A 21,087-nucleotide genomic window follows, 5' to 3' on the forward strand; every position below is an offset into this window, starting at 1 on the left:
TTTATCGTTCTCATTGTAGTTCTTACCTACTTCAGCTTTCCAGTCAGTTAGTTTACCTGCTACTGGTGAGGCAATCGGAATTACCTTTCCGTCAACCTTTGCATTGTCTGTTTTTAAGTAATTTTCCGTTTGGTTGTAATAGTAATAAGCGCCAATACCGCCGCCAACTAGTACAATTAATGTGATAATGTTGATAATTACCATTCTTCGAAACTGATTCATTGCATTCCTCTCCTTATATCGCATATAATTTTTTTCTAAACTATTTATGTCCTTATTGTTTAGATTGCTTAATTGTTAATTATATTAACTTTTAAACAAAAAAATCACACCATCTGCGGTGTAAATCGAAATTTATCTACCTGCGAGCGGTGCTGATTTCTGAAGGACTATCGTTTATAATTATAAATAATTATTTTAAATCTACAACCGACAATTTACGTATGAAATGTCGTTTAAACAACAATATAATGCTGATATGTTGTTTAAGTAAAGAAAATTAAACGAGGGGAAATAAAAATGTCTATTAAAAATACAAATGATCCACGTGTAAAACGGACGAGACAACTCATACAGGATGCTTTTGTCGCTTTAGTAGGCGAAAAAGGGTTTGAAAATGTAACTGTTCAACATATTGCAGAACGTGCTCCTGTAAATCGTGCTACGTTTTATAGCCATTATCACGATAAATATGACTTATTAGACAAAAGCATTGAAGAAATGTTAGAGAAGTTAACAGAAGTCATTAAACCGAAAAATAGAAATAAAGAAGATTTTCAACTTACATTTGATTCACCACATCCAAGTTTTTTGGCCTTGTTCGAACATATTGCAGAAAATGCGAACTTCTATAACGTTATGCTTGGTGATAAAGCTGCCGGAAATTATACGTATAAAATGATGAAAGCAATTCAAACACATTTAACATTAAGCCTCTCTATTTCACAACCTAACGATGAAAAACTAATGGTTCCACGTGATATTCTCATTAGTTACGTTACTGGTGCCCACCTTGGGATGATTATGTCATGGCTAAAAAAAGGAATGATATATACCCCACATTTTATGGCTATGCAATTAACTCGTTTAATCATTTTAGGGGCTCATACTGCAGCTGGATTAGAACGGCCTTTTTAAAACATAAAAAAGCGAAGGAGAGGCTCCTTCGCTTTTTCTATTAATTAAATGTAATGTTATGTACTGCCTCTTTATCAAGACGTTTAATAACTTCTACAATTAACTTCACTGCATTTTCATAGTCATCACGGTGTAACATTGCCGCATGAGAATGAATGTAACGCGTTGCAATCGTAATGGCCATAGACGGAATACCATTTACAGCAATATGAATTGCACCTGCATCCGTTCCGCCGCCCGCTACTGAATCATATTGGTATGGAATTTGTAATTCATCAGCAACATCAACTACAAAGTCACGTAAACCTGTATGACCAATAACAGAAGCATCATATAAAATAATCTGTGGTCCATCACCCATTTTACTTTGCGCTTCTTTTGACGTTACACCAGGTGTATCGCCAGCGATACCAACATCTACTGCGAACGCGATATCTGGTTTAATATAGTTTGCAGATGTTTTTGCACCACGAAGACCGACTTCTTCTTGTACAGTCCCTACGCCGTATACAACATTTGGATGCTTTTCATCTTTTAATTGTTTTAATACGTCAATTGCAATTGCACAACCAATTCGATTATCCCATGCTTTTGCAAGTAACATTTTTTCATTCTTCATTACTTGGAATTCAAAGTAAGGTACAACTTGATCTCCTGGTCGTACGCCCCACTCCATTGCTTCTTCTTGGCTAGAAGCACCAATATCGATGAACATGTCTTTAATTTCAACTGGCTTTTTACGCGCTTCTGGAGGTAAGATATGAGGTGGTTTTGAACCGATAACACCTGTCACATCTCCTTTACGCGTTACAATTGTTACGCGCTGTGCAAGCATAACTTGTGACCACCAGCCACCAACTGTTTGGAAACGAAGGAAACCTTTATCATCAATTTGTGTAATCATAAAGCCAACTTCATCTAAATGACCTGCAACCATAATTTTCGGGCCGTTTTCTTCCCCTACTTTTTTCGCAACTAAACTTCCTAAATTATCAGTAGAAAGTTCGTCCGCAAACGGCTCAATATATTTCTTCATTACTTCACGTGGTTCACGCTCGTTACCCGCAATACCACGTGCATCTGTTAATTCTTTTAGCATTGTCAATGTCTCGTCTAATTTTGTCATTGCCAACACCCTCCTTTTTCTTCAGTCACTTCATTATACAAAAGGAAATTGAAATATTCAAAAATTAACTTAGTATCCTTGTGTTTGACGCTGATGATTTACTTCGTTTTTATCTAAATATGCCTTTTCAATCTCTTCTTGTTCAAACTCAAGTGCTTGTCCAAGTCGAAGGTAGCTTGTAAATAATTCAATATAGTTCGTAATAGACGGTTGATCTGTAAAACGAATCACCTTCGCATATGTGTCTAAGAAAATTTCTACTTGTGTTTTATTCGTCTGTGCACACTTATAGAATAAGAAGTTTTTATCAATACCTAAATCAATTCCGATTGATAAAATAAAATGCAAACCATCTACGTATTCTTCTAATATTACTTCACGTTCTGATGCTGGTTTGTTGCTCCAATATTTAAAACAACGTGTTTCATTTGCAAGTTCTCCAATTTCTACAAGAAGAGCTAACATTTTCTCTTTTAACAATTTTTTCGGCTGTAAGTCATGTTCTTTCGCAATACGGTCATCTAATTCTTTTTGTAATTTAAATAGTTGTAGTAAGTCCACTCTATTGTCCTCCTCCAACATCGCATGTTACGCAACAATGTTGTTTCATTTCAAAGTTCATTATTATTTTTCGTTTCTTATTAATAAGTAAGCCATTTACCTCTTTACAAAATAGCTTGTCCTTAATTTACAAATACGTTTCAGTCATCACGATTAGATTGTTCACTCCGATTGGTGATAGGTAATCATTATCTGTGTATTGTCCACTAATGAAAATGTTATTTTATCTGATGAAAGTTCCATATCATCTTTCCATTATAGCAGTGTCGTTTCAGGTAGGAAAGATACTCTTCTTTCCAGAGGGTGATAATTAAAAGAAGCCAGGAGGATTCTCCTGACTTCATATATATATTCTTCTATATTGCTATAACTTTTATATTGATTTTGTCATATCGATAACGACACACTTCTCTTTGCATACAAATAAAAAAACCTTAGAAGAAAAATCTTCTAAGGTTTCAACTAATTAATTAGTTAATGTTGTTTTTTGCAACTGTTGCTAATTCAGCGAAAGCTTTTTCGTCATGAACAGCTAAGTCAGCAAGCATCTTGCGGTTAACTTCGATGCCAGCATTTTTAAGACCGTGCATTAAGCGGCTGTAAGAAAGACCATTCATACGAGCTGCTGCGTTGATACGTGTAATCCATAATTTACGGAAGTCACGTTTCTTTTGACGGCGGTCACGGAATGCATACATTAGAGATTTCATAACCTGTTGGTTAGCAACCTTGAATAATGTATTTTTTGAACCGTAGTAACCTTTTGCTAATTTAATTACTTTTTTACGACGTTGACGAGTAACTGTACCACCTTTTACTCTTGGCATAATATTACCTCCTAATTGTTCTATATATCAGCCGAACTTATTTTAAGTTGTCAAGCATTTGACGAATGCGTTTGAAGTCACCAGCGCTTACTACACCAGCTTTACGTAGTTTACGTTTAGCTTTTGTAGATTTGTTAGCGAATAAATGGCTTGTGTAAGCGTGAGAACGTTTCAGTTTACCTGATCCAGTCTTTTTGAAACGCTTTGCAGCGCCGCGATGAGTTTTTTGTTTAGGCATAGGTATTTCCTCCTCTATCTATTACTTATCGTTTTTCGGTGCTAAAACTAAGAACATACTGCGTCCTTCCATTTTAGGCTTAGATTCGATTGTACTAACTTCAGCACAAGCTTCTGAGAAGCGATCTAAAACACGTTGACCGATTTCTTTATGAGTAATGGCACGTCCTTTAAAGCGAATTGACGCTTTAACCTTGTCGCCTTTCTCTAAAAACTTGATAGCATTACGAAGTTTTGTGTTAAAGTCGTGTTCATCAATTGTTGGACTTAAACGAACTTCTTTCATGCTAATTACTTTTTGATTTTTGCGCTGTTCTTTTTCTTTCTTCTGTTGCTCAAAGCGGAATTTACCGTAGTCCATAATGCGGCATACTGGCGGTTTCGCATTTGGAGCAACTAATACTAAATCAAGATTAAGATTTGCAGCTAAGTCTAAAGCGTCATTACGAGACTTGATTCCAAGTTGATCGCCATTTGCGCCAACTAAACGTACTTCACGTGCACGAATTTGCTCGTTAATCATCATATCCTTGCTAATAGTAAGCCACCTCCAAGGTTTTCTCAGAACATAGTTTGTAGTCATAGAACCCGACAAAAAAAGTGCGGGCATACGACACCCACACTTGTAAAATCTTAAGTAAGAAATACATTTACCTGTAAACTGCGAATGCGTCCATCAGGTGAGAAGCGGGTGCTTCTACTTGTTCCACAAAACAATATTCTATTATCCTTGATGAGTTTATCATAGGACATGACGTCTGTCAAGAAGACGCGATGTGTTTTACTAACAACAAGAAATATTGTAACAAACAACTAACATACTTGCAATACTTTTTTACGATAAGTGTTACATGGTTTTTTTTTCTAATTTCCCTTACTCATATTACATAGAAAAGCCGCGGTATACCGCGGCTTTTTCTTATCGTTTTCCTTCTACTTTAATCATATCAACAAAAGCATCTAATGCGATTGTTTCTGATTTTTGTTCACCGTATTTACGTACGTTTACGCCGTTTTCAGTTACTTCATTGTCACCTACTACAAGCATGTACGGAATTTTTTGCATTTGTGCTTCACGGATTTTGTAACCAATTTTCTCTTCACGAGTATCTAATTCAACACGGATACCAGCACGGCGTAATTCATCTTGTACTTTCTTCGCATAGTCTAAATGTACTTGCGGAGAAACTGGAATTACTTGTGCTTGAACTGGAGCTAACCAAGTTGGGAATGCACCTTTGTATTCTTCAATTAAGAAGGCTACGAAACGTTCCATAGTTGATACAACGCCACGGTGAATTACAACTGGACGGTGTTGTTTACCATCTTCACCAACGTAAGCTAATTCAAAGCGTTCTGGAAGTAAGAAGTCTAATTGTACAGTTGAAAGTGTTTCGTCTTTTCCAAGAGCAGTACGAACTTGAACGTCAAGTTTTGGACCGTAGAATGCCGCTTCCCCTTCAGCTTCATAGTAATCAAGACCCATTTCATCCATAGCTTCTTTTAACATACCTTGTGCCTTTTCCCACATCTCATCATCAGCATAGTACTTTTTAGTATCTGCTGGGTCGCGATACGATAGACGGAATGAGTAGTTCTCTAAACCGAAATCTTTGTACACTTCTAGCGTTAAGTTTACAACACGTTTTAACTCTTCTTTAATTTGATCTGGGCGTACGAAAATGTGCGCATCGTTTAAAGTCATTCCGCGTACACGTTGTAATCCAGATAACGCACCTGACATTTCATAGCGGTGCATTGTTCCAAGTTCCGCAATACGGATTGGTAATTCACGGTAGCTGTGAATATCGTTTTTATAAACCATCATGTGGTGAGGGCAGTTCATTGGACGAAGAACTAACTCTTCATTATCCATTTCCATTGATGGGAACATGCCATCACGGTAGTGGTTCCAGTGACCAGAAGTTTCATAAAGCTCTCTGCTTCCTAGTACTGGAGTGTATACGTGATCATAGCCTAAGCTTGCTTCTTTATCAACGATGTAACGCTCGATAATGCGGCGGATTGTTGCACCCTTTGGTAACCAAAGTGGTAAACCTTGTCCTACTTTTTGGCTATTAGTAAATAGTTTTAATTCTTTACCTAATTTACGGTGATCTCGCTCTTTCGCTTCTTCAAGCATACGTAAGTGCTCATCTAATTCTGCTTTCTTAACAAATGCAGTACCGTAAATACGTTGTAGCATTTTATTATTGCTATCGCCGCGCCAGTAAGCACCCGCAACGCTTAATAATTTAAATACTTTAATTTTCCCTGTAGATGGAAGGTGAACACCACGGCAAAGGTCGAAGAATTCGCCTTGCTCATAGATTGAAATAACTGCATCTTCTGGAAGATCGTTAATTAAATCTAATTTTAACTCATCGCCGATTTCTTCAAAACGACGAATTGCTTCTGCACGTGGTACTTCATGACGAACGATTTCTAAGTTCTCGTTCACAATCTTTTGCATTTCTTTTTCAATTTTCTTGAAGTCTTCAACTGTAATTGCTTCTTCCATATCAATATCGTAGTAGAAGCCATTTTCAATTACTGGACCAATGCCAAGCTCAACCTTAACATCTTTATATAAACGTTTTAACGCTTGTGCTAAAAGGTGAGCTGTTGAGTGGCGTAAAATATATAAGCCATCTTCAGAATCTAATGTAATGATAGAAACTGCACCATCTTCTTCGATTGGTGTAACAAGATCGATCATCTCATCATTTAATTTTCCAGCCACAGCTTTTTTCTTTAAGCCTGGGCTAATAGAAGCTGCGATTTCTTCAGTTGTTACGCCTTTTGGAAACTCCTTCACAGCTCCATCAGGGAAAGTAATTTTAACTACATCTGCCATCACTGGTCACTCCTCTTTTTCTCAAAATAAAAAACACTCATCCCGTAAAAAGGGACGAGTGTTGAATTCGTGGTTCCACCCTTGTTCCAATTAACATAATTGTTAATTGCTCAAGTTCAACATAACGGTGTTGTCCGTTAGCAATTACTAGAAAAACCGTTCACTGCTAAAGTTTAGAGGTGGTAAGTAATAATCCCGTACTAGGAAGCTCACACCCTAAGGCTTCCCTCTCTGAAAATCGTAGAAAACTACTCATGTCCTCATCATGACATTTCAATATATTTCATTTATGTAGGTAATTATATGCTCAAAAACTTAGAAAATCAAGGGCGTTACCTTTATTTTTTAAATTTTTCACATTGCGCTCAAACTCATGTAATCCATGTAATTGTACCCGTTCTTGAAATACATTTCGCAAAGTAATAATCATATTATGGTCTTGTTCTTTCGTATATAAATAAATTTTTTTCGGCGAAATAGAAAGAAGTGGTGCAATTACTTTCGTATCAATATATACATCCTTTTGTTTTAATAAGTCTTCATCTATATATTGAACCAATTTCTCTTGTTTTAAACGTCTACCTTTATCATCATAGAAAATAAAACTTTCATCAAAAATAAGATGCACACATGACAAACGTGATTTCCGGCTACGAACTTGTTGCCGGAGCGTTTCAATAAACATTTGATATTCTTGTTCTAACTTATACTCATCAATTGCCACTTCAGCAAGCTTAGCTACCATTTCCCTATATGTACGAAGACGAAAACGAACATATGATGAAAACGAGAATGAAAGTGGATCACAAAGCCAGTTATTTAAAGAGGATTTAATATATGATTCAAATGTGTGACGTGTTAATTCACGAGCAATTCCTTTTCTTCTTCCTTTTAAAATCTCTTGTGCCATATGCAATATTTGATGACACTCTTCCTCTTCTTCATAAAAAAACTTCTCTTTTAATATTGTATATATCCACTCATTTTGTTTCACATTCACAATGAAATATACCATTACTGGCAATAAAATCTTTTCAATATAATTTGATTCACATACTGGTATGTGAATCACCACTTTTTGTTCCTGTAAATATACACTCGTTTCCTTATATAACAGTTCCGCTCTTTTCAGTAGTTGTCTATATACATGCATAGCATCATTTTTTTCTTCGAAGCAAATTTCAATCACTTTTGTCCCCCCTTTTATCCCTGCTCTAAAGGACTGTATCTATACGTTACAAATCCTATAAGAGTCCGTCCCGCGTGAAAGTTCACTCTTAGTAGAATTACATTTCCTATCGTTAGAAAATCCACTCGATATGGCTTGCTAATTTTATATATATTAAGGGAGGGAGAAAAAAATGATACAAGCTACTAGGAATTTTCAATAAGAACTTTTCATTTTATCATTCGACTACTTTAAAAAGCGTTTAACTACGAAAAAAAGAGCAAGCTTCTCAGCTTACTCTTTACTTATGACGACGGTTTTTCCCGCCAATTGGAATTGGTTTCGCTAAATATTTAATTCGCTCCATAATACGAGCTGCTTTCATTTCTTCCGCTTCACCGCGCTGCGTATATGTTAAATGATGTTCTAGCTGTTTAAAATCAAAGTTAGACGTAAAGAACGTCGGTAAGTTTTCTAACATACGGAATTGCAAAATTGCACCGAGTACATCATCACGCACAAAGCTTGACATCGCTTCTGCTCCAATATCATCTAACATTAAAACTTGTACGCGTTTCACCGCATCAATCTTTTCCCCAATTGAATTATCTTGAATCGAACTTTTAATTTCACGTAGAAATTCAGGGAAGTATACGAGCATCGAACTTATTTTCTTTCGAGCAAGCTCATTCGCAATTGCTCCTAACAAATACGTTTTCCCTACACCAAATTTACCGTACAAATATAAACCTTGTACTTTTTTACCAGGTTCATATGTACTTAAAAACTCATTAGCTGCACCAATCGCATCAATACGCGCATCTAAATCTGAAGGGTCTAAGTTTTCCATCGTTGCTTGTAAAATATCAGTTGGCATATATACACTTTGAACGAGCTTTTCATATTTCTTCCTCTCGTCATATGCTACTTTTCTAACGCAACGATCATATTGAATATCAATCATCTTCCCTTGGATAACGAGCTTTGGCTCATATCCTTGCAGCATGTTTTTACACGAACCTAGATCCGGACAATCCGCGCAACCTACACTTTGTCCAATATATTCGTATAATTTCACAAGGCTGCGCTCAATCATAGACGTTGTTACTTCCCCTTTATGTTCGTCTATAAATTCTTTCACACGCGGATGTGCCATTACTTCCGCCTTTAATACTTCATATCTATTTTTAAAATTTTCATTTTCCATTAACTTTGCAAATGAATTTTGAATATGCTCCATTTTCTCACCTCAAAGAGCGTTCATTCTCTTCTATTAATCACGCTTATATTTTTTTAACACTTCTTCTAATCGTTTTCGTTCGTCCTCTAACGTACTTGCACCTTTTTCAGCACTTACATCTTTTTTCACAGTTTCTTTCTCTTGTTCTTTCGGCTCTTCTTTCAGCCAATCTGGTACCATTTCTTTTCGTACTGTTTTCTTGGATGTACGACCTTTCTTCTTCGTCTCAGCCCATTCTTGATATTGACGATTTTCTTCTTTCGCTAATGCCATTGCTTCAGCAACTGTACCGACCTTTTTACGTGCCCAATGTCCAGCAATCTTCTCCACATACGTTTTCGCAAGTTTCATATCTGAGCGTAGCATAACATAATAAATAAGTACATTCACAACACCTGGTGTTAACTTTTGATTCATCATTACATCTTCAACGATTTGCAAGTCAGCCTTCGTTGCCTCTGCACCGCCAGAGATTTCTTTCAATAGTTGCTTTGGTGAGATTTCCTCTAACTGTTTGATTAACATCTCTTCTTGGGATGTAGGCTCTTTTTCTTTCATCATACGTGCAGCGTGAGGCTGTACTCTTTCACTTAATACAGGTAACGCTTGACCGTTTTCGAACTGATACCAATCACGTGCTCCTTTTCTAAGCCTTTCGATATCAATTGTCTGCATCTCTGTCACCGCACCAAGAACGATATTTTGCATCGATAACACATCTACATCATACACGTAAGCAAGTGTAATGACACATTCTCGCACTTGATCTGTAATCGCCTTTTTAGGAACAAGAGCGGACAAGCCGTCTACAAATAAGGAGAAATCAAAGAAATCATTCCAAACTTTTGGAGCATCTCCCTTTTCATTACTTGGCATAGCTGTCGCTTTTGGAATACGAAGATCTTCTTGCGCATGCTCAAGCTGTCCTGGATTAAACGAACCAAATACATCATTAAAAGAACGCGTAACATTTTCATACGATACAAAATCAAATTCTTCTTCCAAGAAATATTGTTTTACTTGATTATATTTTGTCCGACTCAATCGATTGTATAAAAAGATACTTAAAACAATATCATCAAAAAACTGCTTCGGGGATAAAGGTGGTTGCAGCTCATATATAAACATTCGAATATCTTTTTCTTTCTTAATATATACTTTCAAAAGCCCAATTGCTTCTAACTTTACTCGTTCCTCATACACTTCGGGAAGTTGCATTTGCATGGTCACCATAAGGGAATGATGCGTATTCTCTTTTCCAAACACACGATCTTGCTCTAACTCTCCCCATAGCGTCATGTACAAGCTAAAAGCTCTACTACCTATTAACGGCTGATATAACATCGTTAACACTTTTCGGTCGTAATTATGCAGTAACCCTTTCGCACTTACTTTATAACGATCAATCGGCAATAGCTCCATCCATGACTGTTTTTCCATTCTTGCTTTTCCTTTCTCTCATCCAATCTTCACTATATAATTTATTAGCGAAAAAGAGCTATTAGCTTTCGCTTCTAGCTCTCTTATCTCATTATTTACGGTATGTAAAGAGAATACAATACAGATTCTACTCTCTTTCTTTTTGCAGTATATCTTTTAATTCTTCAATAAATACATTTAAATCTTTAAATTGGCGATATACAGAAGCAAAACGCACGTAAGCAACATCATCGATATCACGTAGTTCTTCCATAACAATTTCACCAATCATATCACTTTTCACTTCTGATATACCTAAATTACGAAGTTCACGTTCCACACTTTGAGTTACTTCTTCTAATTGTCTTAAAGATACTGGTCTTTTTTCGCACGCTTTAATTAAGCCACGTAAAATCTTTTCTTTATTAAACTCTTCTCGTGTTCCTTCTTTTTTTACAACGATAAGAGGTGACTCTTCCACTCTTTCAAATGTCGTAAAGCGGCTTAAACAACTTTCACACTCTCTCCTTCTTCGAATAGAGCGCCCCTCGTCTACCGGACGCGAATCTAACACTCTTGTACCATTATGAGAACAGGATGGACAACGCAATATATTCACTCCTTTACACTATACTCTTTATTTTTCTCTACTTACTTCATCTGACAATATATATACAGTATTATATAACTCATTCTAACTCTCTTACCACTTTAAGTTTAAACGCATTATGTTATCATCTCGGTTCCAAAAATAAGATGGTGGAATAGGGCGTTAACTTATTCGCAAGAGCTCAATTCATTCAACTAACGAGTACGTCATATTTTTCCTTTTTTATAAACTAAAAAAGAGGTGCATTATACACCTCTTTACATTTTAAATCAATTATGTTCTTTTTTAAAGAGCTTTTGTTTCTCTCTGCTTAATTTCGAAGCTACCAGTGCCTCGAGGAAGCTCGATGCTCTCACGCGTTTTCGCGTTTAAACCTTCTGCAATATATTCTGCAGCAACATTTGGATCAATACGATCCCCACAAGTATAAACATCAATACTCGCGTAACCGTGCTCCGGAAAGCTATGAATTGTTAAATGTGATTCCGAGATAATAACTACTCCACTTACACCTTGTGGTGCAAATTTATGGAAAGCTACCTCACGCACTTCAGCACCAGCTCTTAGTGCTGCATCCACAAATAATTGTTCAATATACGGCATGTCATTAAGCTTGTCGAAATCGCAATCCCAAAGTTCAGCGATCACGTGACGACCCATCGTATCCATAGTATCCATTCTACAGTTCCCCCTTGTAAATTTATTCTAACTGTTCGAATTGAAAACTAATTTGCAATTTGGCTTGCTCCACTACCACGGGGGAAAGTTAGTCCAGAGAGGTCCTAACCCTTTAAGTAGTGACTACGTACCTCAGCTCTTAAGTTTACGAGTGTTAGTATACTTTGTTTATTTTCATTTTGCAACAACAGTTTTTTCGATTTTCTGTCATATTTTCCTCTTTACTTTTCCCTAAAAAAAATAAATGATTCACGAATACAGTAACCCCAACGTTTCGTGGTATGTCCACTTCTAAAAATATACTTATATAATTTTTTTCCTTTTCAGAAAAAAATAAAAAAAAGAGGGCAAACATTCACTTGCCCTCTCCTTATTCAATTAAATATGCTGCACATTTTCTTGTTTCGCTAATTCATCCACAACTAACGTTACAAGATCTACAACACGACGAGAGTAGCCCCACTCGTTATCATACCAAGCAAGTACTTTCACTTTACGATCACCCATTACCATTGTAGATAAACCATCAATAATAGCTGAGTGTGTATTTGTATTAAAGTCAATAGATACTAAAGGCTCTTCGCTGAATTCTACAATACCTTTTAACGCACCGTTTGCAACAGTTTTGAATGCATCGTTAATAGCTTCAACTGTCACATCGCGTTTTACATCTACTACTAAGTCAACAAGAGACACGTTTGGTGTTGGTACACGAAGTGCCATACCATGAAGTTTTCCATTTAAATGCGGAAGAACTTTTGCTAGCGCTTTCGCAGCACCTGTCGTTGTCGGAATAATTGATTGTCCGCAAGCACGTGCTCTTCTTAAATCTTTATGTGGGTTATCAATATTTTTTTGGTCATTTGTATAAGCGTGAACTGTCGTCATTAAACCGTTTTCAATTCCAAACTGCTCATCTAACACCTTCACAACAGGTGCTAAACAGTTTGTTGTACAAGATGCATTTGAAATAACAGTATGCTTTGTAATATCTAATTGGTCTTCGTTCACACCTACTACAATTGTTACATCTTCATTTTTACCAGGCGCCGTTAAAATAACTTTTTTCGCTCCAGCTTCAACGTGAAGAATTGCTTTTTCTTTTGAATTAAATTTACCAGTTGCTTCAATTACAACTTCAACACCTAAATCTGTCCAAGGCAATTCCTTTGGATCGCGGTTGTTTAAAAGGCGAATCATTTTCCCATCAACTAATAAGTGATCTTCAAATGCTTCTACTGTTCCGTCAAACTTGCCGTGAACTGTATCATATTTAATTAAATGTGCTAACGTTTCAGATGGATAGCTTGCATTGATTGCTACAATTTCGAATGCGCTTTCTTTTATTGCCTGACGAAATACCATTCTCCCAATACGTCCAAATCCATTAATTGCCACACGAGTCATAATATGTTATCCCCCTTGAATGCGTTATACTATTTATCTCCAATCCCAATAATAGTATAACACAAAAAGGGGATATGTCACTAAGCATTTTCATTAATTTCACAATTTTTTAGTCAATAATGTTCCAATTCTTTAAAATCACCTGTAATTGTGTTTTCGTTCCCATAATTGTGCCATCATTATTTATCACTTCATCTGCACGTTTCACTTTTTCTTCTAACGGCATTTGAGATTGAATACGAGCTGTTGCTTCTTCTTCTGAAAAATTGTTTCGCTTCATTAAACGTTCTAATTGCGTACGTGGCTTAACTGCTACAACTAAAACGCGGTCAACGAGACTTGTTAATTTACTTTCAAATAAGAGAGGAATATCTAACACAACCGCTTGCGCACCTTCTTTTATGTACATTTCCTTTTGCCTATTCATTTCCTCACGCACTGCAGGATGAACAATTTTGTTTAACTGCAATCGTTTCTCTTCATTATAAAAAACGACACTTCCTAATTTCGGCCGATCCAGTTCCCCATCTTCTTGTAATACTTCCGTTCCAAACACTTCTACAATTTTGTTATATGCTGGCTTTCCTCGTTCTACAACTTCTCGTGCAATAATATCTGCATCAATAACTGGTATACTGAGCTCGCGAAACATTTGAGATACTGTACTTTTTCCGCTTGCAATACCTCCCGTTAATCCAATTACTACTGTCATAATAATCCTCCTCATAATAAAAGGCGCGAAACTAATGTTCCACGCCCGTACTTACATTTTCCAAATTCCAATAATAATGAGTAATACTCCAGGCAGGAATGTAAATTTTTGCAACCATTTCATATTTGATAAAACCGTTCCAAGTTTCATTCCAATAAATAAAAACAAAGAACTCATCACTGCAACTAATATCGCCATCATAGCGGGTGTATACCCTAATAAAGATGCACCAATTCCAGCACCGAATGAATCTACAGAAAGAGCGATACCAAGAAGCAATGCTTCTCCTGCAGAAATGGTGCCTGATTTATCGAAATCTGCTACAGTCGGTTTCCGTAAAATTTGAATGACTAACCCAAGCGAGGCAATCTCTAACTTCCAGACCTTCTCCTCTTGCTTCGGTTCTTCTTTTTTCTCACTTCGAAAAAATTGGTATAATACCCAAATTCCTATTCCAATAAGAACAAGCCCACCGATACGCGTTGCGATAACAGGTGAAAATATTTTCGCGATCATATGTCCAATTCCCATTGAAACAAGCATAACAGCCGCTGAACACATTCCGATAATTATAATTGATCTTAGTGGAATTCTTACGCTTCTTAAACCATATGTTAGCCCTACACTACAGCTATCCAAGCTTAATGTAAAAGCTAATAAAATAAGAGATAAATAAAGGTACATCGGTAAGCTCCTCCCTTATACATAGCTCTGCTGTATGTATATGACAAATGCCTATCCGATGTTATCTCTTTTCTATATTCTTGGCTGACAAATCGGGCAGTAATGCGTTCCTCTTCCGCCAACAACTGTTTTTTCTAATATCGTACCGCAAGTCACACACGGTTCTCCTTTTTTTCCATATACATTTAGAAGTTCTTGGAATGAGCCAATTTGCCCTTGTGAGTTGATATACGTTCGGATTGTACTTCCGCCACGCTTCACTGCTTCGCCTAACGTTGTAACAGTCGCCTCATAAATTCGCTCAATTTCTTCTACTGTTAAAGACGACGCTTCTCGTTCTGGATGAATTTGAGAACGGAATAAAACTTCATCTACATATATATTTCCAAGTCCTACTAAAAGGCGCTGGTCTAATAATACAACTTTTATTTTACGATTTGTCTTTTGCAATCTCTCTTGTAAATACTGTGGTGTCAATTCAGCATCAAATGGCTCCGGACCTAAGTCAGCAAGAGGCATTTGATTCATTTCCTCACCTTTTTTAAAGAGATGCATCGTACCGAACTTTCTCACATCTTTATAATGTAATTCAGTTCCATCTGTAAATAAGAAACGGACGTGCGTATGCTTATCAATTGGCTCATCCTCTTGATGCAGTAAAAACTTACCTTCCATACGCAAATGTGAAACAATGACATAATTCGTTACATATAAAAGCAAAAACTTTCCTCTTCGCTTTATATTTTCAATCGTCTCGCCTTTTAGCATTTCTTTAAAGATTTCTGCATCATCTGGACGTTTTACTATTTTGGGATAGGTAACAATGACATCTTCAATTGTTTTTCCTGTTACAAGATTTTCAAGTGTCCGTCTGACGTTTTCAACCTCTGGTAATTCAGGCATTTCATCACTTCCTTATTTTGCGTCGTACCAAGTTGGGCCGTAAGAATAATCAACTTTCAGCGGAACTGCGAGTTCAATTGCATGCTCCATTACTTCTGGTACAAGCTTCTCTAATTTTTCAATTTCTTCTTTTGGCGCTTCAAATATTAATTCATCGTGTACTTGCAATAGAAGACGCGCTTGTAATCCTTCTTCTTCTAAACGATCTGCCATAATAATCATCGCTTTTTTAATAATATCTGCTGCAGTACCTTGAATTGGTGTATTCATAGCTGTACGCTCAGCAAAGCTACGCAAGTTGAAATTACGACTCGTAATTTCCGGAATGTAACGGCGGCGATTTAATAATGTAGCCACATATCCTTTTTGTTTCGCATCTTTTACGATGTCATCCATGTATTCTTGTACACCAGGGAAACTTTCTAAATACTTTTCAATAAATTCCGCTGCTGCTTTTCTTGTAATTCCTAAGTTTTGTGAAAGACCATAATCACTAATACCATACACAATTCCGAAGTTAACAGCTTTCGCTTGTCGTCTCATATTTGAAGTTACTTCATCTTTTTCAACGCCAAATACATCCATAGCTGTTTTCGTATGAATATCCATGTCATGTTGGAACGCTTCAACTAGCCCTTTATCATTTGCAATATGAGCCAATACACGAAGTTCAATTTGCGAATAATCTGCCGCGTACATAATCCACCCTTCTTCTGATGGAACGAATGCCTGACGAATCTTTCTTCCTTCTTCTAGTCGAATCGGGATATTTTGCAAGTTTGGATCCGTTGAACTTAATCGGCCCGTTTGCGTTAATACTTGATTGAAACGAGTATGAATTTTAGATGAATCTTCATGTACAACTTTTAATAAACCTTCAATATAAGTTGAATTTAGTTTCCCTAATTGACGGTAATGTAAAATGTTTGGAATAATTTCATGGTGATCCATCAGCTTGTCTAGTACATCAGCTGACGTAGAATAACCTGTTTTCGTCTTCTTAATAACCGGTAAGTTTAAATTCTCAAACAGAATAACGCCAAGCTGCTTCGGTGAATTAATATTAAATTCTGTTCCCGCCAGCTTATAAATTTCCTGTTCCATTTCCTTTAATCTACCTGCAAGTTCTACTCCCATATTACGAAGACGTTCTGTATCAACTTTTACACCTTTTACTTCCATATCAGCTAATACACGTGCAAGTGGTAATTCTAACTCTGTAAACAGTTCATATTGCTCATTCTTTTCTAACTCTTCAACGAATGTTTGCTTCACATCATATAATACATGCACTTTACGAGCTACATGCTCCGCTACTATCTCTAGCTCTGGAACAGCACGCTTCGCGCCTTTTCCGTAAACTTCTTCATCGGATTTCACAGCATGCGTTTCTTTCATTTTCGCTACAGTACGGAAATCTTTATCTGTATCAGCTGGATCAAGTAAGTAAGCAGCGATTAATAGATCAAAGTCAATCCCTTGCATATCTATACCGTTCCATTTCAGTGCAACGATCGCACGCTTCGCATCAAATGTATACTTTCTCATTTCTCCATCTGCAAGCCACTCTTTAAAAGCATCTGACTTAAGAGCAATGTCTGTCTGAATAAAGTAACATCCATTTTCATTTTGAATACCGAAACCTTGAATGTCTGCTTTATGATAATTATCTTCTTGTACTTCAACGATAAGCGCACTATCTTGTTGAAGCATTTCTTCTGTAACTTCTTCCACGATATCAAATGTAATATCATCTAATTCAGCTGGAGCCGTTTCTTCTGGAGTAACGCCTAATTTATTTAAAAGAGATGTGAATCCTAAATTCTCGAACATTGGAATGACATCACTTGCTTCATACCCTTTATACTCCATATCATCCACATGCACTGTAATCGGCGCATCTGTAATAATCGTTGCAAGATCTTTACTCATAAGAGCTTGGTCTTTATTTGCTTCCAGCTTTTCTTTTAATTTCTTCCCGCTTACTTGATCTATATTTTCATACACTTCTTCAACCGTTCCAAACTGTGTTAACAATTTAATCGCAGTTTTTTCACCAACTCCTGGTACACCTGGAATATTATCTGATTGGTCTCCCATTAAACCTTTCATATCGATAATTTGCTTTGGTGATAAGCTGTATTTCTCAAATAAAGCTTCTTTCGTATATTCATCTACTTCCGTAATCCCTTTTCTAGGAATGCATACAAGCGTGTTATCAGAAACAAGTTGAAGTAAATCTTTATCTCCTGAAATAACTTTTACACTAGCTCCTTGTTCACTCGCTTCTTTCGCTAGCGTTCCCATAATGTCATCCGCTTCATAATTTTCTAATTCATAACGCGGTACGTTGAATGCATCGAGCATCTCACGAATAAACGGGAATTGCTCTGATAACTCAGGTGGAGTCTTTTGACGTCCTCCTTTATACTCACTATATGTTTTATGACGGAATGTCGTTTTACCCGCATCAAATGCTACTAACATATGCGTCGGTTTTTCTTCCTCTAATATTCTCATTAACATCATTGTAAAACCGTAAATTGCGTTCGTATGTATACCTTTGTCGTTATTTAAAAGCGGTAGTGCAAAGAAAGCACGATACGCGATATTATTACCATCTACTAATACGACCTTTTTTTCCAAATCAGAAACCTCCCCATACAAATTTGAAATGATTTTTTTCACAGAAAAAAACCGTTTCTTTCCTCCCTCTATATTAACATGACTAATAGAGAGAAGAAAAATAACGGTTATTTTCTTTCATATATAAAACAGACTTATATTGGCATAAAGGGAAGTGACGAGAACAGCTTAACTATTCTCGTCCAAAATTACTCCTTGGATGAAGGGGTTTTCATGTATTATATTAACAGAGCTTTATTAATATTTAATTAAGCCATTGTTAATATATTGTAAACATCCTTCATCCTATTTTTCAGTTGCTGATTTTGGTAAAACAACTGTAAATGTTGTCCCTTCCCCAACTTCACTATCCACTGTAATCGTACCGTGATGCGCCTCAACTAAATGCTTTACAATCGATAACCCAAGGCCTGTACCACCAGTATTTCTACTTCTCGCTTTATCCACTCGGTAAAAGCGTTCAAAAATACGTGGAATTTCATCTTTACTAATACCAATTCCAGTATCTGATACTTTTATATAAGCATTATATTTATCTTCTGCTAATTCTACAGAAACAACGCCTCCAGCCGGTGTATATACGATTGCGTTATTCATTAAATTAATAAAGATCTGCTGCAAACGACTTGGATCTCCAATGACAGAGACACGTTTTAGTGTATTTACTTGTAAAGAGATTTCTTTTTCTCCCGCTTTATTATCAAGCACCATATGAATGTCTTCAAGAAGCCCCTTCATATCAACGGTCCCCATACTCAATTTAAATCCTTGTTGCTCAATCTTTGATAAATCTAATAAATCTTCAATTAATCCTTGCATACGTTCACTTTCTTTTAAAATAATATGCAAGAAATGCTCGCAGAATTTTTTATTATCCATAGCACCGTCTAAAAGTGTTTCTGAAAAACCTTTAATAGAAGTAATCGGCGTTTTTAGTTCATGAGAAACATTCGCTAAAAAGTCTTTTCTCATTTGTTCTAACTTTTTCAGCTCAGTAATGTCATGGAATACAAGGACAATCCCTTTCCATTCATGGTTCGTCCCGATAATCGGTGCTCCATATACCTCGAAATGCTTTCGCTCAATTCCAAGTGGCAATAACATTTGTTTGCGCACTTTCACTTCTGTCATAAAGATTTCTTCCACAAGCTCTATAATTTCCGGATGATGAAACGACTCATAATATAAACGATCTAAATATTCTTCATCTGTGACGTGAAAAGTTTCCTTATACGAACGGTTTACAAGGTTGATATAACCGCGGCTATCAATTAAAATCATTCCACTTCCCATATTTTCAATTAACGTATGCAGACGATCTTGTTGCATTTCTTGCTCAAGTGTCATCTCTTGTAAATTACGAGCTAAAATATTAATCGCTTTACTTAACATTCCCGTTTCATCCGAATGACTTTCATAAGCGCGTGCTTTATAATTCCCCTTCGCTAATTCGATGGCAACTTTCGTAACGGATTCAATCGGCCTAATATATTGCCCTGTAATTTTCATACCTAAAAATACGACGACGAGACACGCGATAACAAATCCGATAATTAATAATCCCCACGTTTTTTGATGAACGTCTTTCAAAGGCTCAATTGTGCTCTTCACCAAAATGTATCCTTGTTTCCCTGCTACATCTTGCACGAACACCGCATGGTAAAATTCATTATTCTGATCTGTTTCTTTCGTAATGACTTTATTTCTTTGTTTCGTTGTTTCAGAAGTAAGTTCTTTCATTATCCCTTGGCTAAAAGCAGATTGTTCTCCTCCGCTATATTGAACCTTCTTTTTTTCATCTACAAATGCAATAGAAGCCTGTATTTTTTCTTCTAACTTCTCAAATACATATGGATTTTTTAAAACATCATCAAAACCTTGTTCTTCTGCTAATACCGCAACATACTCTGTCTCTTTTACCATTCTCTCTTTCGCATGATCTATATAATAGTTTTCAAACACGGTCTCCAGCAATAAACCGAGTCCGACTAAAATAAAAACAATAAGAGAAACAAATGTAAAAAGAAGCCTGGAACGAAATTTATTCATCCCCTTTTGGCTCCTCTAATTTATATCCTAAACCACGTATCGTTTTAATGTACGTCGGTTTTTTCGTATTTTGTTCAATTTTATCGCGTAAATGGCTAATATGAACGTCAACAATTCGTGTATCACCAGCGAAATCATAATTCCATACAGCACTTAATAATTGATCACGCGTCAACACGCGGCTCTTATTTTTCGCAAGATAAACAAGTAGTTCAAATTCTTTTGGTGTTAATTCAAGCTTTCTTCCTTGGAAATAAGCCTCATAAAACTCTGGTAAAATTTTAAGTTCAGCAATTGTAATGCTCTCTTCATCTGATGATTCTGTAACTTGCTCTTCTTGTTGTAATTTCGTACGGCGTAAAATTGCCTTCACACGCGCGACAACTTCCCTTGGACTAAATGGCTTCGTCATATAATCATCAGCCCCAAGTTCAAGACCTAGCACCTTATCAAATTCATCATCTTTTGCTGTTAACATTAAAATCGGCGTCATAACGCGCTGCAATCGTAATTCTTTACATACTTCCATACCATCCATTTTTGGAAGCATTAAATCTAATATAATTAAATCTGGACGTTCTGTTGTCGCTTTTTGAAGCGCCATTTCTCCATCCATCGCTGTTATCACTTCAAAACCAGCTTGTTGTAAATTAAATTCGATTAAAGTTAAGATAAACTCCTCATCATCAACTACTAAAATACGATTGTTCATTCTTTTCCTCCAAGTTATAGACTTGAAACCTTCTTCATCCTAGTATTTTCCCCGTTATTCTCATCATACTAGAAAACAAGGTCCCTCTCAATATAATTGTCTATACATGGAGCT

Annotated in this window: 19 protein-coding genes, 1 pseudogene and 2 other annotated features; of the genes and pseudogenes, 1 reads left to right on the top strand and 19 read right to left on the bottom strand. The window is 36.4% G+C overall.

Annotated features, from left to right (window positions below):
• A pseudogene (locus MR079_RS05720) lies at positions 1-222 on the bottom strand (HlyD family secretion protein); the annotation flags it as partial.
• A gap of 297 nt (positions 223-519) precedes the next feature.
• Here MR079_RS05720 and MR079_RS05725 point away from each other — a divergent pair.
• The gene (locus MR079_RS05725) at positions 520-1,137 is read left to right on the top strand and encodes a TetR/AcrR family transcriptional regulator (RefSeq protein ID WP_087954137.1); all 618 of its coding nucleotides are present in this window, start codon (positions 520-522) and stop codon (positions 1,135-1,137) included.
• 40 nt (positions 1,138-1,177) lie between these two features.
• On the opposite strand, the gene MR079_RS05730 is transcribed toward MR079_RS05725, so the two are convergent.
• The 18 genes from MR079_RS05730 to phoP form a co-directional block, all read right to left on the bottom strand.
• The gene (locus tag MR079_RS05730) at positions 1,178-2,263 is read right to left on the bottom strand and encodes a M42 family metallopeptidase (protein WP_000163568.1); all 1,086 of its coding nucleotides are present in this window, start codon (positions 2,261-2,263) and stop codon (positions 1,178-1,180) included.
• Between the two features lie 69 nt (positions 2,264-2,332).
• On the bottom strand, positions 2,333-2,824 hold the full coding sequence (locus MR079_RS05735; RefSeq protein ID WP_000365050.1) for a dUTP diphosphatase: 492 nt from the start codon (positions 2,822-2,824) through the stop codon (positions 2,333-2,335).
• 470 nt (positions 2,825-3,294) lie between these two features.
• The gene (rplT, locus tag MR079_RS05740) at positions 3,295-3,651 is read right to left on the bottom strand and encodes a 50S ribosomal protein L20 (RefSeq protein WP_001138362.1); all 357 of its coding nucleotides are present in this window, start codon (positions 3,649-3,651) and stop codon (positions 3,295-3,297) included.
• Between the two features lie 37 nt (positions 3,652-3,688).
• Positions 3,689-3,889 carry a 50S ribosomal protein L35 gene (gene rpmI / locus MR079_RS05745; protein WP_001125945.1) on the bottom strand — a complete coding sequence of 67 codons (201 nt, stop codon included), beginning with the start codon at positions 3,887-3,889 and terminating at the stop codon, positions 3,689-3,691.
• Between the two features lie 21 nt (positions 3,890-3,910).
• Positions 3,911-4,414 (bottom strand): translation initiation factor IF-3, encoded by a 504-nt coding sequence (gene infC / locus MR079_RS05750; RefSeq protein WP_000973214.1) that lies wholly within the window; start codon positions 4,412-4,414, stop codon positions 3,911-3,913.
• A 62-nt stretch (positions 4,415-4,476) separates the two neighbouring features.
• Positions 4,477-4,597 (bottom strand) — a sequence feature (ribosomal protein L20 leader region).
• 210 nt (positions 4,598-4,807) lie between these two features.
• Positions 4,808-6,745 (bottom strand): threonine--tRNA ligase, encoded by a 1,938-nt coding sequence (gene thrS / locus MR079_RS05755; RefSeq protein WP_000786081.1) that lies wholly within the window; start codon positions 6,743-6,745, stop codon positions 4,808-4,810.
• 47 nt (positions 6,746-6,792) lie between these two features.
• Positions 6,793-7,021, bottom strand: a binding site (T-box leader).
• Between the two features lie 31 nt (positions 7,022-7,052).
• A complete protein-coding gene (gene ytxC / locus MR079_RS05760; protein WP_000569618.1) occupies positions 7,053-7,934 on the bottom strand; it encodes a putative sporulation protein YtxC in 882 nt (293 codons plus the stop codon).
• Between the two features lie 280 nt (positions 7,935-8,214).
• Entirely contained in the window at positions 8,215-9,153 is a 939-nt protein-coding gene (dnaI, locus tag MR079_RS05765; RefSeq protein WP_000400101.1) for a primosomal protein DnaI, read from the bottom strand.
• Between the two features lie 33 nt (positions 9,154-9,186).
• A complete protein-coding gene (locus tag MR079_RS05770; RefSeq protein WP_087954135.1) occupies positions 9,187-10,593 on the bottom strand; it encodes a replication initiation and membrane attachment family protein in 1,407 nt (468 codons plus the stop codon).
• Between the two features lie 127 nt (positions 10,594-10,720).
• A complete protein-coding gene (gene nrdR, locus MR079_RS05775) occupies positions 10,721-11,182 on the bottom strand; it encodes a transcriptional regulator NrdR (protein ID WP_001203687.1) in 462 nt (153 codons plus the stop codon).
• 285 nt (positions 11,183-11,467) lie between these two features.
• Positions 11,468-11,851, bottom strand: coding sequence for an adenosylmethionine decarboxylase (gene speD, locus MR079_RS05780; RefSeq protein ID WP_002003660.1), 384 nt, complete (start codon positions 11,849-11,851; stop codon positions 11,468-11,470).
• A 387-nt stretch (positions 11,852-12,238) separates the two neighbouring features.
• Positions 12,239-13,267: a glyceraldehyde-3-phosphate dehydrogenase gene (locus tag MR079_RS05785; RefSeq protein ID WP_000198972.1), complete on the bottom strand. Its 1,029-nt coding sequence runs from the start codon at positions 13,265-13,267 to the stop codon at positions 12,239-12,241.
• A 109-nt stretch (positions 13,268-13,376) separates the two neighbouring features.
• Positions 13,377-13,979 (bottom strand): dephospho-CoA kinase, encoded by a 603-nt coding sequence (coaE, locus tag MR079_RS05790; RefSeq protein ID WP_073529853.1) that lies wholly within the window; start codon positions 13,977-13,979, stop codon positions 13,377-13,379.
• 51 nt (positions 13,980-14,030) lie between these two features.
• Entirely contained in the window at positions 14,031-14,663 is a 633-nt protein-coding gene (gene ytaF, locus MR079_RS05795; protein WP_000281741.1) for a sporulation membrane protein YtaF, read from the bottom strand.
• 72 nt (positions 14,664-14,735) lie between these two features.
• A complete protein-coding gene (gene mutM / locus MR079_RS05800; RefSeq protein ID WP_001114483.1) occupies positions 14,736-15,566 on the bottom strand; it encodes a DNA-formamidopyrimidine glycosylase in 831 nt (276 codons plus the stop codon).
• A 12-nt stretch (positions 15,567-15,578) separates the two neighbouring features.
• Complete coding sequence (gene polA, locus MR079_RS05805; protein ID WP_139866457.1) at positions 15,579-18,212, bottom strand: DNA polymerase I; 2,634 nt, start codon at positions 18,210-18,212, stop codon at positions 15,579-15,581.
• A gap of 285 nt (positions 18,213-18,497) precedes the next feature.
• Positions 18,498-20,261 carry a sensory box histidine kinase PhoR gene (phoR, locus tag MR079_RS05810; protein ID WP_242269472.1) on the bottom strand — a complete coding sequence of 588 codons (1,764 nt, stop codon included), beginning with the start codon at positions 20,259-20,261 and terminating at the stop codon, positions 18,498-18,500.
• Positions 20,254-20,973: a two-component system response regulator PhoP gene (gene phoP, locus MR079_RS05815; RefSeq protein WP_001065225.1), complete on the bottom strand. Its 720-nt coding sequence runs from the start codon at positions 20,971-20,973 to the stop codon at positions 20,254-20,256. Before phoP ends, phoR begins: the two co-directional genes overlap by 8 nt.
• Between the last annotated feature and the right edge of the window lie 114 nt (positions 20,974-21,087).

Origin of the sequence: Bacillus cereus group sp. BfR-BA-01381 (assembly GCF_022663555.1) — a bacterium.
GTDB lineage: Bacteria > Bacillota > Bacilli > Bacillales > Bacillaceae_G > Bacillus_A > Bacillus_A pacificus.

Coding starts and splice junctions, on each gene's coding strand:
- MR079_RS05725 (WP_087954137.1), top strand. CDS start 520: ATGTCTATTAAAAATACAAATGATCCACGTGTAAAACGGACGAGACAA.
- MR079_RS05730 (WP_000163568.1), bottom strand. CDS start 2,263: ATGACAAAATTAGACGAGACATTGACAATGCTAAAAGAATTAACAGAT.
- rplT (WP_001138362.1), bottom strand. CDS start 3,651: ATGCCAAGAGTAAAAGGTGGTACAGTTACTCGTCAACGTCGTAAAAAA.
- rpmI (WP_001125945.1), bottom strand. CDS start 3,889: ATGCCTAAACAAAAAACTCATCGCGGCGCTGCAAAGCGTTTCAAAAAG.
- infC (WP_000973214.1), bottom strand. CDS start 4,414: ATGATGATTAACGAGCAAATTCGTGCACGTGAAGTACGTTTAGTTGGC.
- thrS (WP_000786081.1), bottom strand. CDS start 6,745: ATGGCAGATGTAGTTAAAATTACTTTCCCTGATGGAGCTGTGAAGGAG.
- dnaI (WP_000400101.1), bottom strand. CDS start 9,153: ATGGAGCATATTCAAAATTCATTTGCAAAGTTAATGGAAAATGAAAAT.
- MR079_RS05770 (WP_087954135.1), bottom strand. CDS start 10,593: ATGGAAAAACAGTCATGGATGGAGCTATTGCCGATTGATCGTTATAAA.
- speD (WP_002003660.1), bottom strand. CDS start 11,851: ATGGATACGATGGGTCGTCACGTGATCGCTGAACTTTGGGATTGCGAT.
- MR079_RS05785 (WP_000198972.1), bottom strand. CDS start 13,267: ATGACTCGTGTGGCAATTAATGGATTTGGACGTATTGGGAGAATGGTA.
- coaE (WP_073529853.1), bottom strand. CDS start 13,979: ATGACAGTAGTAATTGGATTAACGGGAGGTATTGCAAGCGGAAAAAGT.
- ytaF (WP_000281741.1), bottom strand. CDS start 14,663: ATGTACCTTTATTTATCTCTTATTTTATTAGCTTTTACATTAAGCTTG.
- mutM (WP_001114483.1), bottom strand. CDS start 15,566: ATGCCTGAATTACCAGAGGTTGAAAACGTCAGACGGACACTTGAAAAT.
- phoR (WP_242269472.1), bottom strand. CDS start 20,261: ATGAATAAATTTCGTTCCAGGCTTCTTTTTACATTTGTTTCTCTTATT.
- phoP (WP_001065225.1), bottom strand. CDS start 20,973: ATGAACAATCGTATTTTAGTAGTTGATGATGAGGAGTTTATCTTAACT.